We start from the raw sequence: 14,741 nt of genomic DNA on the forward strand, positions 1-14,741 counted from the left end.
TGTGTTTTTGTTTTTTTCTTGTCGGTTAATCCAACGACAAGAGAACGTTTAGCAACATCAATGCCACAATAAATCGGAGTGTTGTTCATCATTAACCAGCCTTGTATTCGGGTTTCGTTATTTCAACTGTTCGGTTTTGTTGATGAACGTTATCCACGCCTACGCTACAAGACGAGTTGATGCTCTAGGGGCGGTCAAGCTGTGGATAACGATTCGGTGCTGTGTTGCTAGTATACTTTATTTTGAATATACAAGGGGCGGGATGTTGCTTTGGCAACGCTTGAGTTTAACCGCAATGATAAACAGGCCGTCTGAACGCCTTTCGCCTGCTTGAAAAGGGGAAAGTGCGGTTCAGACGGCCTGGTGTTTTGCCGGTCGCAAGACGGCGTGTTATTGTCAATTAAAATCAGCACAATACGGCATTGGCTTCGCTTTGCCGTACTCGCTGTATTGTCTGCGACTGGCCGAGACATTTGCAAAATTTCCCGTGCGTCGCACCCGCGTAGGCGGGTGCCCAGTGCAAAGCGTAGCTTTGCTTGTCTGCTCACGTTTCTTTTTTTTAAAAACAATATGAATCAAAAAGTTGCATATTTATAAGGTTGGCTGGTTCAAGCTGAAGCTGTGCTTCAGACTAGGCACCCGCCTGCGCGGGTGCGGCAGCTATTTTTTTGCAAAGGTCTCTGGCCGCTAATTTTAATTGACGCTAAGTTGACGGTTGCCTATGAAAATATTATACTGCGTTTAAATTTTTAAACACTCAAACATTTGGACTAAGCCACCATGAACGCCATCCAAGCCCATCTTGCCGCCTGTTTGCCTTTGTTTACCGCCTTGGGCGATCCGCACCGGCAAACGATTTTATTGCTGCTGGCCGAACACGGCAGCTTGAATGTCAACCGCTTAACCGAGCTGATGCCGCTTTCCCGCCCGGCGGTGTCGCATCATTTGAAGCTGATGCGGCAGGCGGATTTGGTGCGGGTGGCGCAGGCGGGCAATGAGCGTTTTTATGCCATCAACCAAGATTACAACGAGCTTCATCCCTGCCCGATTCAGCGGCTGCGCTCGTTGGTGGAGGCGCTGGAAGCCGAGCTGCCGCCGCATTTGTTACCCGATAATCCCTCAAACCCGAAAGAAAACACCCGATGAACCCATCTGATTTAACCATTGCCGCGCCGTTGGTTTTAAGCAACGGCACCACCCTGAAAAACCGCCTGTATAAGGCCTCCATGGACGAGCAGCTGGCACCGCACAATGCCCCGGGCGATGCGCTGGTGCGCCTGTACGACACTTGGGCAAAAGGCGGCGCGGCGGTATTGATTAGCGGGCATGTGATGGTTGACCGCCGTTTTGCCGCCAATTTCGACACCACCGTGGTGGAAGACGAGCGCGATTTGGCCACGCTGCGCGCATGGGCGGCGGCAGGCACGCAAAACGGCACTAAACTGCTGATGCAGCTCAACCATCCCGGTAAGCAGATTCCCAAAAATGTGAACCAACAGCCTGTGGCACCGAGCGCCGTGCCGCTGTCGAAAGAATTATCGGCCTTGTTCAATCCGCCGCGCGAGCTGGCCGCCGATGAAATCCGCGACATCATTGCCCGCTTCGGGCGCAGTGCCGCGATTGCCGAAAAAGCCGGGTTTTCCGGGGTGCAAATCCACGCCGCCCACGGCTATCTGCTCAGCCAGTTTTTATCGCCGCACCACAACCGCCGCCGTGACGAATGGGGCGGCAGTTTGGAAAACCGTATGCGCATATTGGTGGCGGTTTATCACGAAATCCGCCGCCAAACCTCAAGCGGCTTTATCGTGGCGTTGAAACTCAATTCCGCCGATTTTCAAAAAGGCGGCTTCAGCGCCGATGAATCGGTGCAGGTGTTGGCAAAAATGGCAGAATTGGGCGTGGATTGGCTGGAAGTGTCGGGCGGCAACTACGAAAGCCCGGCGATGATGGAAGGCGTGAAAGACAGCACCCGCCGCCGCGAAGCCTATTTTCTGGACTATGCCGAACAAGCCCGCACCGTGATCGGCACCACGCCTTTGGTGATTACCGGCGGCTTTCGCAGCCTGGCGGCCATGAACGACGCCCTTGCCGACGGCAGTGTGGACATGGTGGGCATGGCCAAACCGTTTGCCATCATGCCCGATGTGGCGGATCAATTACTCAACGGCAGCGTGCAAAAAGTGGCCACCCCGCCGGTGCGCACGGGCGTGAAGATGATCGACCAAAAAGTCAGCGGATTTTTGGAGCTGTATTGGTACACCAAACAACTGCACCTGCTCGGCTCCGGCTTGCCGCCGCAACCCGGTTATTCCGCCTGGAAAACGCTGTGGGCGATTTTGAAAGACGGCTTCAGAAAAGAACGGGCGTAGGTTTATTGAAGATAAAGGCTGCCTGAAACCCATTCGCTTGTTCAAAAAAGCAAAGTGCGGTTTCAGATGGCCTTGCATTTTTCTGAAGAAGCCCTTATCAGAATATGTTGGCATATTACGCTGTGCAAACAAGATGTTTACGCTATAATCAATTCAAATTTGATTGAAATACGTGCGGTAAAGTAAATGGTGTGATTCTGTTTTCAGTAATGATTGCATATTGCAGTTTGACCCTGAATGCGATTCAAATTACCAATCCCTATCGGAAAAGTTGAGTGAATTTGCTTGACCGGGATTTGACTGACTGCCTAAGAAATGAACCTTGATTAAAATAAATCAAAATAAAATCAATTGCTTGAATTTTACAATTTGCTTGACTGGGATTTGACTGAAAACTAAAAAGTAGAGAAACGATAAAGATGATGGAGCATAATCAAGAGACCTTACAAGGATTGCTGCAAGAGCTTATCCGATTGCCATCAGAAACAGAATGGGTGGAGTTCAAACACAATAATGCTGATCCTGAAATAATAGGTCAGAATATTTCTGCACTTGCTAATTCTGCAGCACTTTACGGCAAAAAAAGTGCTTATGTATTGTGGGGTATCGAGGACAATACTCACCAGATTCTCGGTACCACATTTAATCCTGGCGCTGCCCGTCATAAACAGCAAGCACTTGAAAACTGGCTTCTACAAAAATTGAAGCCCAAAATTAATTTTTGTTTTCATGTGTTTTTATCTTCAAATGAAAAGCAAATAGTCATTTTGGAAATCCAACCCGCGTCACATACTCCAGTGCGTTTTGATGGCACAGAGTTTATCCGGGTACAATCCAGCACCAAAAAATTGCGGGAATTTACTGAAAAAGAGCGTGAATTGTGGCGGGTGTTTGATCGCCAACCGTTTGAACAAACTGTTGCAAAATCAGAAAATTCGGTGGAAACAGTATTTCAATTGATTAATGTGAATGGGTATTTCGAATTACTGTCGCAACCAATGCCAAGCACGCGGGAAGAGCAGCTAAAAGCCTTGGAACAGGATGGTGTGATTTGCCAAAGCGAAAGCAAGCACTGGGATATCACTCATTTGGGAGCCGTCTTGTTTGCAAAAAAACTATCCGATTTTCCATCATTGGCAAGAAAAACGGTGCGTCTTATCCAATATAAAGGCAGCAATAAACTTGAAACCTTTAGAGAGGTCGAATTCAATCAGGGCTATGCCGTTGATTATGAGAATATTATCCGTACGTTAACCTTGATTTTACCGAGCAATGAAGAAATTGGTTCGGTTTTTCGACGTGAGGTGCCGATGTACCCTGAGCTGGCATTACGTGAGTTGATAGCCAATGCGATTATTCATCAGGATTTTACACTCTCGGGCACAAGTCCGATGATTGAGGTATTCGAGCATCGCATTGAAATCACTAATCCCGGTGTACCTTTGGTCGCAGTTGATCGTTTTGTGGATAATCCACCGCGTAGCCGTAACGAAGGAATTGCCGCATTATTGCGGCGGATGAATATTTGTGAAGAACGGGGTAGCGGCATTGATAAGGTGGTGATGCAAACGGAGATTTATCAACTTCCTGCACCGCTATTTGAAGTATTTACAGAACATACGAGGAGCGTTTTGTTTGCATATCGCGACTTTAAAAACACTGATAGAAACGAGCGAATCAGGGCATGTTATTTGCATTCTGTGTTGAAATATCTTAGCCGTGAACCAATGAGTAATGCTTCACTTAGAGAGCGCTTTGGAATTGATGTAGATAATAGTGCAATGGTCAGCCGTGTGATTAAGCAAACCATTGAGGCGAAAATGATTAAGCCCTATGATGAAACCGCAGGCACCAAATCAAGACGTTATATTCCATTTTGGGCATAAATTTGCTTGACCGGGATTTGACTGACTGCCTGAAAAATGAGCCGTGATTAAGATAAACTAAAATAAAATCAATTGCTTGAATTCTAAGATTTGCTTGACTGGGATTTGACTGAACGATTCTATAACAAAATTCAAGTATGCTTGCGGCCTATCAGACAAGCCCATTAAGTGAGTGTGTAAGGCCCGACCCTAAGCAAACAAGGCCGTCTGAAAGCGCATTTTGCTTGTGCTAAGTTCAGACGGCATATATTAACAAAACCTGCTTCTGCTCCCACATCGCCATCAGCGAGGAGGAAACAATGTCGCTGCCGTATTGCAGCGAGCCGAGCAAGTACGCCTGTTCTGCGTCACAATGGCCGCGGACTTGCTTTTGTTCAAATATAGTGAAAAAAACGCAAAGTGCGGTTTCAGACGGACTTTACCTTGACTATCATGCCCTTGGCTTACGCCATCTCCGGCTCCCATGCGCCTTTGGTATCCACCCCGGTTTGCTCGGCCAAGCGCTCCAGCGTGGCGATTTCCTCAGTGGTTAACACAATAGCGGCGGCTGCGGCGGCATCAGTAACATGCTGCGGTTTGGTGGCGCCGATCAGCGGCAAGGTGCCTTTGGCAATCGCCCAGGCGATGGCGATTTGTGCCGCATTTGCCTGATAGCGTGCGCCGATTTGCTGCATGGCATCGGTGAGGGTTTGCAGTTGCGGCAGCACCTTGTTGTAGCTTTCGGCGCGGCCACTGCCTTCGGGCAGCGGGTTTTGGCTGTTGTAGCGCCCGCTCAATGCGCCTTGCTCCAGCACCATATAGGCAAAAAAGGTGATGCCGTTGGCTTGGCAGTACTCCAAAATCCCGGCGTGTTCCGAAGCGCGGTACAGCAGGCTGTAGTGGTTTTGCACCGCGGCGATGCGGCAGCCTGCTTGGGCGAGGGTGTCGTTCACCAATTTGATTTGCTCAAGATTGTGGTTGGACACGCCAAAGCCTTTGATTTTGCCGCTTTTCAGCAGCGGCACAAACTGATTCGTCCAGCGGTTGACATCGGTGGGGTTGTGCACCCAATACAAGTCAATGTGGTCGGTGCCGAGGCGTTCGCAGCTTTGCGCCAGCATATCGGCCACCGGCGTGGCGGATTGGGCGTCGGCGATTTGCGGGGTGAACTTGGTGGAAATCAGCAGGCTGTCGCGGCGGTGGTTTTGCAAATGGCGGCGGGTTTGTGCGCCCAATGCGGTTTCCGAGCTGCCCATGCCGTACACGGCGGCGGTGTCCCACAGGTTTAAACCGGCTTCGGTCGCGGCATCAAACACCGCCTGCATTTGTGCCTCGCTCAAATGGTTGCCGAATACTTGGTCGCCACCGGCAAAGCCCGCGCCCCAAGACCAAGTGCCCAATGCGATTTTGGGTGCGATTTTCGGGGCGGTTTTAGATAATGTGTTCATGCTTGGATTCCTCTTGCTGTTTCAGTAATCAGTTTGTTTCGATGCAAGCAGTATAAAGATGCCTATTACCCTTTACTAGATAGGCTTTTGCAAAATCATTATTTCCATAATGGAAATAATTAAGCCAAAGCAGACCGTCTGAAAGTGCGGTTTCAGACGGCATGTTCTTTTTCACCGCTAATGAACGCTGGAATGGGAAAATAAATTAATCACCAACACACCGCCGATAATCATCGCCAGCCCGACAAAGGCGGGCAAGTCCAATTTTTGCTTGAAGAAAAACCAGCCGATTGCCGAAATCAGCACAACCCCCATGCCCGACCACACCGCATAAACAATGCCCACCGGCAGCCCGGTCATCACTTTGGCAAGCACACCCAGCGACACGGCATACAAGGCGAGTGCCGCCACGCCGTACAGCGGGCGGCTAAAGCCTTGGCTGGCGTTTAACATGCTGGTGGCAAACACTTCGGTGACAATGGAAATCATTAATAAAAACCAAATCATTTTTCCCCTTATTCGGTATCAGTATTCAAATCAGAATAATGTTTAAAAAGCTCGGCATAGCGTGCGGTAAAGCCGATTATGGCTTCACAGCGTTCATCGCCAAGTGCGGTAAACGTTGCCTGCTCCGCCTGCATCACCGCCTGCACAATCGGCTCGGCAAATGCCAGCCCTTCAGCGGTAAACCGCAACAGCTTGCCCCGCCCCGGTGATGCGTCGTCCGCCTGTTCCAGCCAGCCCTTGCCCAGCATTTCTTGGGTCAGATTGTTCACCGTTTGCTTGGGCAGCCACCAGCTCTCACAAATCATTTTTTGCGTGCATTGTTGATTAAGATAAATGCAATACAGCACCGCCAGCGTGTTGTAGCCCACGCCCAAGCGTTTTGCCAATTGCCGATACAGCCCGATAATCTCATTAAAGTGATTGAATAAGGCATTGATGTTGTGTTGAATTTTCTGCATAAACCCCTTTTTAAGTCTTAATTAGGACTGAATTATAGTCCTAATTGGGATTTATTGCAAGAAAAAATGCCGTCTGAAACTGCGGCACTCAAAGTGCGGTTTCAGACGGCATGGTTATTTGATTACGATTAAAACTAAGCTACGCCTTCCACCAAATACGCGCGGTTGTCTGCCGCTTGCAGGCGGTGGCCGAGGATGGCTTGGTAGGCGGGCGAGTGGTACCAGGCTTGCGCGGTTTCCATGCTGTCAAACCGCAGCATCACCACTTTGCTGCCGGCTGCGGGTGCGTCGCCTTCGAGCGGTACGATGTTGCCGCTGCCGGCAATCGGCACGCCGCCGAATGCGGTGAGTGTGGCGGCGGCTTTGTCCAGATAGGGCTGCATGGCTTCGTGGTCTTTAATGGCCACTTCAAGAATAAAATAGGCGGGATGGCTCATTTTGAATACTCCTGTGTTGCTTCGCTTTGCGGCGGGGCTGCCTGAAAGTTCAGGTAGCCTTTATTGCCCAATAGCATCGGCTGGATTTGAATAAACTGTTTGTCTTGCACCATTGCCGAGCTGTTTTGCAGGTAATGCTGAAAGTGCGGTGTTTGGCGGTGGCGTTGGTACGCCGCTTCATCGGCGTAAATTTCAAAGAAATACCAACGCTGCGGCGCATTTTTGGCGGTAGCGGCATACATCGCCAGCACGCCGTTTTCGGCTTGCAGCGATTGCTGCATTTCTGCGCTGACCAAGCGGTAAAAGTCTTGATTGAACTGTGGTTTGACTTCGACCACCACCAAATTGGTGCGAGTATCGGCGCCGGGCGCGATTTTTTTGTCGCCCAAAAACCGCGGCACCAGCTCGGTTTTCTGCTTGTGGTCGGTGAGGATGTTTGGGGCTGCCTGTAAAAAAGCCTGATATTGCGGCGATTGCAAATGGGCTTGATACGCCGCCTCATCGGCATAGATTTCAAACATATAGGCCAGGTTTGCATCGGCTTTGCTTCGCACGGAATACATCGCCAGCGTGCCGTCTTCGTCGGCAATCGAGGTGGTGATGTTGTGTTCGCCCACGGCCTGATAGTCGGCGTTTTTACCGGCGGCAACGCCCAGTTCAAACAGGTTCACAATCGGCACGGCTTGTGCCAAGGTGCTGCTCGCCAGTGCGGTGGCCAGCAGCCATTTGCTTAAAGACATAATGGCCTCCTTAAATCAGGCTGCGGATCTGTGCCAGCACCCGTTCGGCGTGTGCGCGGGCTTTTGCCTGCACCACCGCCAAATCCTCGGCGCTGTTGACACCGGGAATATACGTCATGCCGGTGGAATACACCGGCGGCTGCCACTCCATGCCGCACAGGGTAGCGCTTTGCTGCAACGGCGGCAAAAACGCTTCCATCGGGAAATTCATCGCCTTGCCGGTTTGATACAGCTCGCCCGGCGCTCCGGCGGTAAACGACGCCAACAGTTTTTTGCCGTGCAGGGCGGTGCCGCCGCTGCCGTGGGCAAAGCCGTAGACATACACCTCGTCGAGGTATTTTTTCATCAGCGCAGGCAGCGCATACCAATGCAGCGGAAACTGCCACACCACCACCTCGGCGGCACGCAAGGCGGCTTGTTCGGCGGCCACGTCGATATTGCCGTCGGCATACAGGCGGTCTAAACGGCGGATTTCGGCGGCCTCACCCAAGCCTTGCTGTAAGGCGGCGAGAATGGTTTGGTTGGCGCCGGATTGCGCTAAATTCGGGTGTCCCGAAATGATTAATACTGGGCTCATTGTTTGCTCCTAAAGATAGCCGATGGATGAATTGAGCACAGTATAGATTGCTTGATTACCCATGAATAGATTATGATAAGCACAACTATATTTTCCCAAAAGGAAACAATCATGCACAACGCCATCTACGGCCAACTCACCGTGTTCCACGCCATCGCCGCCCAAGGCAGCATTTCCGCCGCCGCCCGCCAACTTGAAATCGGCTCGCCTGCGGTGAGCAAATCGTTGAAACAATTGGAACAACACATCGGCCTGCCGCTGTTCAACCGCACCACCCGCAAGCTGGAGCTGACCGAAGCCGGTATCTTGCTGCTGGAACGCAGCGCCGAGGCGGTGAAATCGTTGCAATATGCGGTGGAAAGCGTGCACGATTTAGGGCAAGCACCTACCGGCCGGGTGCGGATAACCGTGCCGCGCATCGCCTATCTGCTGGTGTTAAAACCACACTTTGCCGAATTTTGCCGCCGCTATCCGCAGGTGGAATTGGAAATTTCGATGTATGACGGCACGGTGGACATCATCAAACAAGGCTTCGATTTGGGCATTCGCTTTGGACCCGCCATCGAAGAAAACCGGGTGGCGCGCAAACTGCTGCCGCCGTTCAGGGGCGGCTTGTATGTGTCGAAAGCCTACGCCGACCAATTCGGCGTGCCGCAAAGTTTGGCGGAATTACCGCAGCACAAGCTGATTGGTTTTCGTTTTATGACCGCCAACAGCCTGTTTCCACTGAGTTTGAACGAAAACGGACACGAAATCAGCATCGACATGCCGACCCCGTTAATTGTGAACAGCTTGGAAGTGGTGTTGGACGCCGTGCGCCAAGGGCTGGGCATCGGGCGCGTGTTCGAGCCGATTTTGGCGATGGAAGCCGACGCCGCCGACTTCATCCCCGTGCTGGAGCCGCACTGGAAACACTACCCGCCGCTGTCGCTGTATTACCCGCAGCACAGCCAAAAAGCCAAACGCATTCGAGTGCTGATTGATTTTTTGGCGGAGAAAATGGGCAGCGTATAAAAGGCTGCCTGAACGGTTTTGCCCTATATTCCCAATATATTCAAAAGTGCGGTTGGGCGGCATAATATGCCGTTAGTCATCGCCCAACAGCCAATCTATGGCATATTGCACCGGGATACCGTCAATGATGCCGACATTCATTCGATTTAGCGTTAAAATGATTTTTTGATAATTATCATTGATATGCAACAAATTTCGTTGTTCCCGATCATTATGTTCAGGCAGTTGGTAAGCAACTTGGATATATTTTTTCTGCTCGCCTTTAAAGCACACAAAATCAATTTCTTCGGCATCCCATTTGCCGACAAATACTTCATAACCACGCCGTTTTAATTCAATAAAAATAATATTTTCTAACTGCGAACCGATGCTGCCTATTTGCCCCAGCGTATTATTGCGGATTCCGCTATCCACCACATAATATTTTGCCTGCATTTTTAACCGCACTTTACCACGAATATCATAGCGGTTAGCCTCGTAGAAAATAAACGATTCTTTTAATAATTGAATATATTTATCAATGCTGGTGGAGTTGGTTTTAATACCACTGCTGTTGATGGTGTCGGCAATTTTCTTGATAGAAACCGATGAGCCGATAACATCCAGTAAATAGGCAATCACCCGTTCTAATAAATTGATTTCACGAATATTACCTCGTGCGGCAACATCTTTTAACACGATGCTGCTATAAATGCCGTTTAAAATCTCCTTTTTCACGGCATCATTTTGCACGCTTGGCAATACCGGAAAACCACCCCATTTTAAATATTCATCAAACAGCAAGTCCGGGCTGGCTGAATTATGATTAAGCTGTTTATAGTCGACAAATTCCTTAAAGCTCAACGGGTAAACATGCAATTCAAGATAACGCCCAGCCAAATAAGTGGCTAATTCACCGGATAATAAATTCGCATTCGAACCCGTAATATAAATATCAGCATCAAATGCAACCCTCAAACCGTTCACCAGTTTTTGCCAATCATTTACTTCTTGAATTTCATCAAAAATAAAATAGATCTTACCATTCAACCCTTGCGTTTGCTGTTGAATATGATCAAATAACACACCGGCATCGGTGAGTCTAAAATTGGCCGGGTGTTCAAAATTATAAAACAGAATATTTTGCGGCAACACCGACTGCGCAAGCAGATAGTCCTGATAAAGCTGCAAAATTACCGATTTCCCCGAACGGCGAACGCCGGTGATCACTTTGATAAATTCATTGTCTTTTACATCAATTAGCCATTGCAAATAACGATCACGCGCTAACATCACTCACCTCACCGGGTCAATTTCAAGTATGATTGAATTTTAGAGAATTCCTAGAGTAATTTCAAGTATACTTGGAATTATCTACAATCATAAAGAAATTTCAATCATGCTTGAATTTGCCCATCCCAAACCAAAACGACGTAAACCTCGGTTTACGCCGTCTAAAAACATTCAAAGTGCGGTTTCAGGCAGCCTGATTATGATATTCAAATGCAAAATGCCTTAAAATCCACGCTGGTACTGGCGTGGCACAAATTGCATCGGCATGCTGTCTTTGCTGTTTTGGTGGTATTGCGCATTCAGCAGCCAGTGCGGATCGCGCAATAAACCGCGTCCGATGGCGACCAAATCGGCATCGCCGCTCGCCAGCACATAATCCGCCACCGCCGGATCTTCCAGCATACCGACCGCAATCGTCGGTTTGCCCGTTGCCTGTTTGACCGCTCTCGCCAAATAGACTTGATAGCCTGCCTGAATGCTGGGGCTGTGCGCCGGGTCTGGCGTGCCGTCGCCTCCGCCGCTGACGTGCAACACATCGGCCCCTGCCGCCGCATAGCGTTTTGCCACTTCCATGCCGTGCTCTTTGCTGTAGCCGTTTTTGGCGTATTCCTGTGCGGAAATGCGTACCAACAGCGGCATCTCGGCAGGCATCACCGCTTTGGCGGCTTGGATCACCTGCTCGCCAAACAGCATTTTGTCTTGCCCGTATTCATCGCTGCGCTGGTTGGCTTTGAAGGAATGGAATTCGTGAATCAGGTAGCCGTGTGCGCCGTGGATTTCGATGGCATCAAAACCGGCGTCCACTGCCCGTTTTACCGCTTCGGCGTATTTTTGCACCAAGCCTTTGACCTCGGCGGTGCTTAAATCGCGCGGCGTTTGATAGCTCCAGCGCGGGTCTTTGTCATCGCCGTCGTACAAAATCGGCGACGGGGCGTCCACATAATCATGTCCCAATGCTTTACGCCCCGCATGGGCGATTTGTATCGCGATTTTGCTGCCGTATTGGTGGGCGGCATCGACAATGCGTTTGAAGGCGTCACGCTGTTCGTCATTCCACAAGCCCAAACAGTTGGGCGTAATGCGTCCGTTCGGGGCGATATTGGTCATCTCAACGATAATCAGCCCCACGCCGCCGATGGCACGGGCGCTGTAATGCACGAAATGCCAGTCGTTGGGCATGCCGTCGGTGGCGCTGTAGGTGCACATCGGCGGCATCACCGCCCGGTTTTTGAGTTCAAGGTTTTTTACGCGAAACGGCGTGGTCAAATAACGAAATTTTGCCATGTTGATAGTCCTGCTTTGTCGGTTAAAGTGCGGTTAGTTTATGTCAAGTTTACTATAAATAAAAATCGGCAGATTTCTAACTGCCATAAAAATAATGATGGCTTGCAGATGTTGCTGCAAATCAACCTTCTTGCCGCCTACAGCGCTGCCAATACACACGTTGCCGCACTGTTTAATGCCCACTGCTTGGCAATGCGTAAATCAGGCTGCTTGAAATCATTTACCTGTTTTAAAAGGGTAAAGTGCGGTTTCAGACGGCCTATCTTTAACACACAAAACCAAAATTTCCTTTGAAAAAATGTAGAAATTAAACATTTTTTCCTTTGATAAAATGTAGTTAAGGCGATAAAATAAGCAAAAAAACAGCTTAGGAAAACCGCAAATGCAACGGCAGATTCTCACATCACTACACGCATGGAAAGCAAAAACCAAGCGCAAGCCTTTGATTATTCAAGGGTCAAGACAGGTGGGTAAAACGTGGGCGATGAAAACCTTTGGAGCGGCGGCGTTTGAGCAGGTCGCCTACATTAATTTTGACAACAACAGCCGTATGCAGACGCTGTTTAGCGGTGATTTTGATATTGCACGGCTGCTACTGGGTTTGAGCATTGAATCAGGGGTAAACATCAATCCTGACAATACTTTGCTGATTTTTGATGAGGTGCAGGAAGTGCCGCAGGCCTTGTCCGCGCTCAAATATTTTTATGAAAACGCACCGCACTTGTACATCATGGCGGCAGGCTCGCTGTTGGGCGTGGCGTTGCACAAAGGCACGTCGTTTCCTGTGGGCAAAGTGGAATTTTTGTCGCTGTATCCGATGGATTTTGCTGAATTTTTGCTGGCGGTGGGCGAAAAACCGCTGCTGGATTTATTGCATTCGCAAGATTGGGCGTTGATTGCGGCGATGAAGTCCAAATACATTGAGCGGCTGCGGCAATATTATTTTGTCGGCGGTATGCCCGAAGCGGTGCAAACTTTTGTGGATACGCAAAATCTGCAAGCGGTGCGATCGGTGCAGCAGGATTTATTGCTGGCGTATGAGCAGGATTTTTCCAAACACATTGATGATCCCCGCCTTGTCATGCGGGTGCGTGCCTTGTGGAGCGCCTTGCCGCAGCAGCTTGCCAAAGAAAGCAAAAAATTTGTGCTAAGCGAGATGCAAAAAGGGGCAAGGTTTAAGGATTACGAATTGGCGTTGCAATGGCTCAAAGATAGCGGGCTGGTGCAGCCCGTTTACCGCATCAAAAAACCGCACCTGCCGCTCACCGCTTATCAAGAAAATACCTTCAAACTCTACTGCCTAGATGTCGGTTTGCTTGCCGCCAAAAGCCAGCTAAATCCGCAAGTTTTGCTGGAACAAAACCGCTTGTTCACCGAATTTAAAGGGGCTTTAACCGAACAATATGTATTGCAGCAATTACAAGCCAACCAGCTCAATCCTGTATTTTATTGGGCAGCTGAAAAAGGTACGGCGGAAGTGGATTTTGTGTTGCAACAGGGACAGGAAGTTGTGCCGATTGAAGTGAAGGCGGAAGAAAATCTCAAAGCCAAAAGCCTGAAATCTTATTGCGAGCAATTCCAACCCAAAAGCGCGGTGCGAACGTCTATGTCGGATTATCGGCAGGAAGATTGGCTGACGAATGTGCCGTTGTATGGGGTGGGGATATTTGTTAAAAGGAGTAAACAATGACTAAACGAACCAGCGTTCTTTCTTTAAGACACAAGCAGGCAAAGGCATTTTTTCTCAAGAGTGAGAGCTATTGCAACATAGATTTGCCTAGATACTTTTCATTTTCTGCTTTATTAAATCAATTATCCGATTTTATTGATAATAATGGTTCATCTGGGTTTCATGATAAGCAAAAACTAATGACTTTGGACAGTGCCAATCATCTGATTTATGCCAATAAAGATGGCAAATTGTCTTGGAGACCTTTTCAGTTAATACATCCATTTCTTTATGTGGACTTGGTTAATGAAATCACCCAAAGAGATAATTGGAAAAAAATAAAAGACAGATTTAAATTTTTTCAAAAGAATAAAAAAATTAAATGCTTAAGTATTCCTGTAGAAGCTCAGAATGGTCAAGCCGATAAAGCACAACAAATTTCTCAATGGTGGGAAAAAGTAGAGCAGGAATCCATCTCGCTTTCGCTTGAGTATGACTATGTTTTTGATACTGATATTGCCGATTGTTACGGTTCAATTTACACCCACTCCATTGCTTGGGCGATAGAAGATAAAACAGTAGCAAAAACCAATAGAGCACAGGGGTTACTTGGTAATGTGATTGATGGAAAAATACAAAACCTACAAAGTAGACAGACAAATGGCATCCCGCAAGGTTCTGTTCTTATGGATTTTATTGCCGAAATTTTACTTGGTTATATTGATAGCTTACTCACAGAGAAATTGCAGGAATGTAAAATAACAGATTATCAAATTTTGAGATACCGAGATGATTATAGAATTTTTACCAAAGATAATCATGCTGGTGAAACAATTTTAAAAACACTTGCTGAGATTATGATTCCTTTTGGCCTAAAAATAAATTCTAGTAAAACGTCAGGCAGTTCGGACATTATCACCAAATCTGTCAAAGCAGATAAATTAGCGTGGATAAAAATAAGTAATGATAATTTGAGTTTGCAAAAACAACTTTTTCTCATTAGACAGCATTCAATTGAATACCTCAATTCAGGCAGCATTAATACTGTATTAAATAAATTTGATAAATATATTGAAATTAAAATACAAAAGAATAGTATTA

General features: G+C 48.3%; 15 protein-coding genes. 6 read left to right on the forward strand and 9 right to left on the reverse strand.

Annotated elements, in window-relative coordinates; genetic code table 11:
• Nucleotides 1-780 precede the first annotated feature (780 nt).
• The 3 genes from FHQ30_RS05600 (at nucleotide 781) to FHQ30_RS05610 (ending at nucleotide 4,255) form a co-directional block, all read left to right on the forward strand.
• Nucleotides 781-1,146: an ArsR/SmtB family transcription factor gene (locus tag FHQ30_RS05600; protein ID WP_139611708.1), complete on the forward strand. Its 366-nt coding sequence runs from the start codon at nucleotides 781-783 to the stop codon at nucleotides 1,144-1,146.
• Nucleotides 1,143-2,369: an NADH:flavin oxidoreductase/NADH oxidase family protein gene (locus FHQ30_RS05605; RefSeq protein ID WP_139611709.1), complete on the forward strand. Its 1,227-nt coding sequence runs from the start codon at nucleotides 1,143-1,145 to the stop codon at nucleotides 2,367-2,369. The genes FHQ30_RS05600 and FHQ30_RS05605 overlap by 4 nt, the downstream gene beginning before the upstream one ends.
• A gap of 419 nt (nucleotides 2,370-2,788) precedes the next feature.
• The gene (locus FHQ30_RS05610) at nucleotides 2,789-4,255 is read left to right on the forward strand and encodes an ATP-binding protein (protein WP_139611710.1); all 1,467 of its coding nucleotides are present in this window, start codon (nucleotides 2,789-2,791) and stop codon (nucleotides 4,253-4,255) included.
• Between the two features lie 443 nt (nucleotides 4,256-4,698).
• Here FHQ30_RS05610 and FHQ30_RS05615 read toward each other — a convergent pair whose 3' ends face one another.
• The 6 genes from FHQ30_RS05615 to FHQ30_RS05640 form a co-directional block, all read right to left on the reverse strand.
• A complete protein-coding gene (locus tag FHQ30_RS05615) occupies nucleotides 4,699-5,682 on the reverse strand; it encodes an aldo/keto reductase (protein WP_139611711.1) in 984 nt (327 codons plus the stop codon).
• Between the two features lie 177 nt (nucleotides 5,683-5,859).
• A complete protein-coding gene (locus tag FHQ30_RS05620) occupies nucleotides 5,860-6,189 on the reverse strand; it encodes a DMT family transporter (RefSeq protein WP_139611712.1) in 330 nt (109 codons plus the stop codon).
• Nucleotides 6,190-6,197: 8 nt separating this feature from the next.
• Nucleotides 6,198-6,647, reverse strand: a complete 450-nt coding sequence (locus FHQ30_RS05625) for a MarR family winged helix-turn-helix transcriptional regulator (RefSeq protein ID WP_139611713.1) — start codon at nucleotides 6,645-6,647, stop codon at nucleotides 6,198-6,200.
• Between the two features lie 134 nt (nucleotides 6,648-6,781).
• Nucleotides 6,782-7,084, reverse strand: a complete 303-nt coding sequence (locus tag FHQ30_RS05630) for a DUF1330 domain-containing protein (protein WP_139611714.1) — start codon at nucleotides 7,082-7,084, stop codon at nucleotides 6,782-6,784.
• Nucleotides 7,081-7,824 carry a putative quinol monooxygenase gene (locus FHQ30_RS05635; protein ID WP_139611715.1) on the reverse strand — a complete coding sequence of 248 codons (744 nt, stop codon included), beginning with the start codon at nucleotides 7,822-7,824 and terminating at the stop codon, nucleotides 7,081-7,083. Before FHQ30_RS05635 ends, FHQ30_RS05630 begins: the two co-directional genes overlap by 4 nt.
• Before the next feature lie 10 nt (nucleotides 7,825-7,834).
• A complete protein-coding gene (locus FHQ30_RS05640; protein WP_139611716.1) occupies nucleotides 7,835-8,401 on the reverse strand; it encodes an NAD(P)H-dependent oxidoreductase in 567 nt (188 codons plus the stop codon).
• Between the two features lie 111 nt (nucleotides 8,402-8,512).
• On the opposite strand from FHQ30_RS05640, the gene FHQ30_RS05645 reads away from it, so the two are divergent.
• Nucleotides 8,513-9,415, forward strand: coding sequence for a LysR family transcriptional regulator (locus tag FHQ30_RS05645; protein WP_139611717.1), 903 nt, complete (start codon nucleotides 8,513-8,515; stop codon nucleotides 9,413-9,415).
• Nucleotides 9,416-9,487: 72 nt separating this feature from the next.
• On the opposite strand, the gene FHQ30_RS05650 is transcribed toward FHQ30_RS05645, so the two are convergent.
• From FHQ30_RS05650 to FHQ30_RS13425, 3 genes are all read right to left on the reverse strand, one after another.
• Nucleotides 9,488-10,687 carry an ATP-binding protein gene (locus FHQ30_RS05650; protein WP_139611718.1) on the reverse strand — a complete coding sequence of 400 codons (1,200 nt, stop codon included), beginning with the start codon at nucleotides 10,685-10,687 and terminating at the stop codon, nucleotides 9,488-9,490.
• 222 nt (nucleotides 10,688-10,909) lie between these two features.
• Nucleotides 10,910-11,971 carry an NADH:flavin oxidoreductase/NADH oxidase gene (locus tag FHQ30_RS05655; RefSeq protein ID WP_139611719.1) on the reverse strand — a complete coding sequence of 354 codons (1,062 nt, stop codon included), beginning with the start codon at nucleotides 11,969-11,971 and terminating at the stop codon, nucleotides 10,910-10,912.
• Nucleotides 11,972-12,108: 137 nt separating this feature from the next.
• Complete coding sequence (locus tag FHQ30_RS13425) at nucleotides 12,109-12,243, reverse strand: hypothetical protein (RefSeq protein WP_267963841.1); 135 nt, start codon at nucleotides 12,241-12,243, stop codon at nucleotides 12,109-12,111.
• Between the two features lie 110 nt (nucleotides 12,244-12,353).
• On the opposite strand from FHQ30_RS13425, the gene FHQ30_RS05660 reads away from it, so the two are divergent.
• Both FHQ30_RS05660 and FHQ30_RS05665 read left to right on the forward strand, forming a co-directional pair.
• Complete coding sequence (locus FHQ30_RS05660; protein WP_139611720.1) at nucleotides 12,354-13,661, forward strand: ATP-binding protein; 1,308 nt, start codon at nucleotides 12,354-12,356, stop codon at nucleotides 13,659-13,661.
• Nucleotides 13,658-14,741, forward strand: a 1,084-nt coding sequence (locus tag FHQ30_RS05665; protein WP_139625153.1) for an RNA-directed DNA polymerase, incomplete at its 3' end; no start/stop codon positions are given. The genes FHQ30_RS05660 and FHQ30_RS05665, both read left to right, overlap by 4 nt.

The sequence above is a fragment of the Testudinibacter sp. 'clade 2' genome (assembly GCF_006227735.1).
Lineage (GTDB): Bacteria > Pseudomonadota > Gammaproteobacteria > Enterobacterales > Pasteurellaceae > Chelonobacter.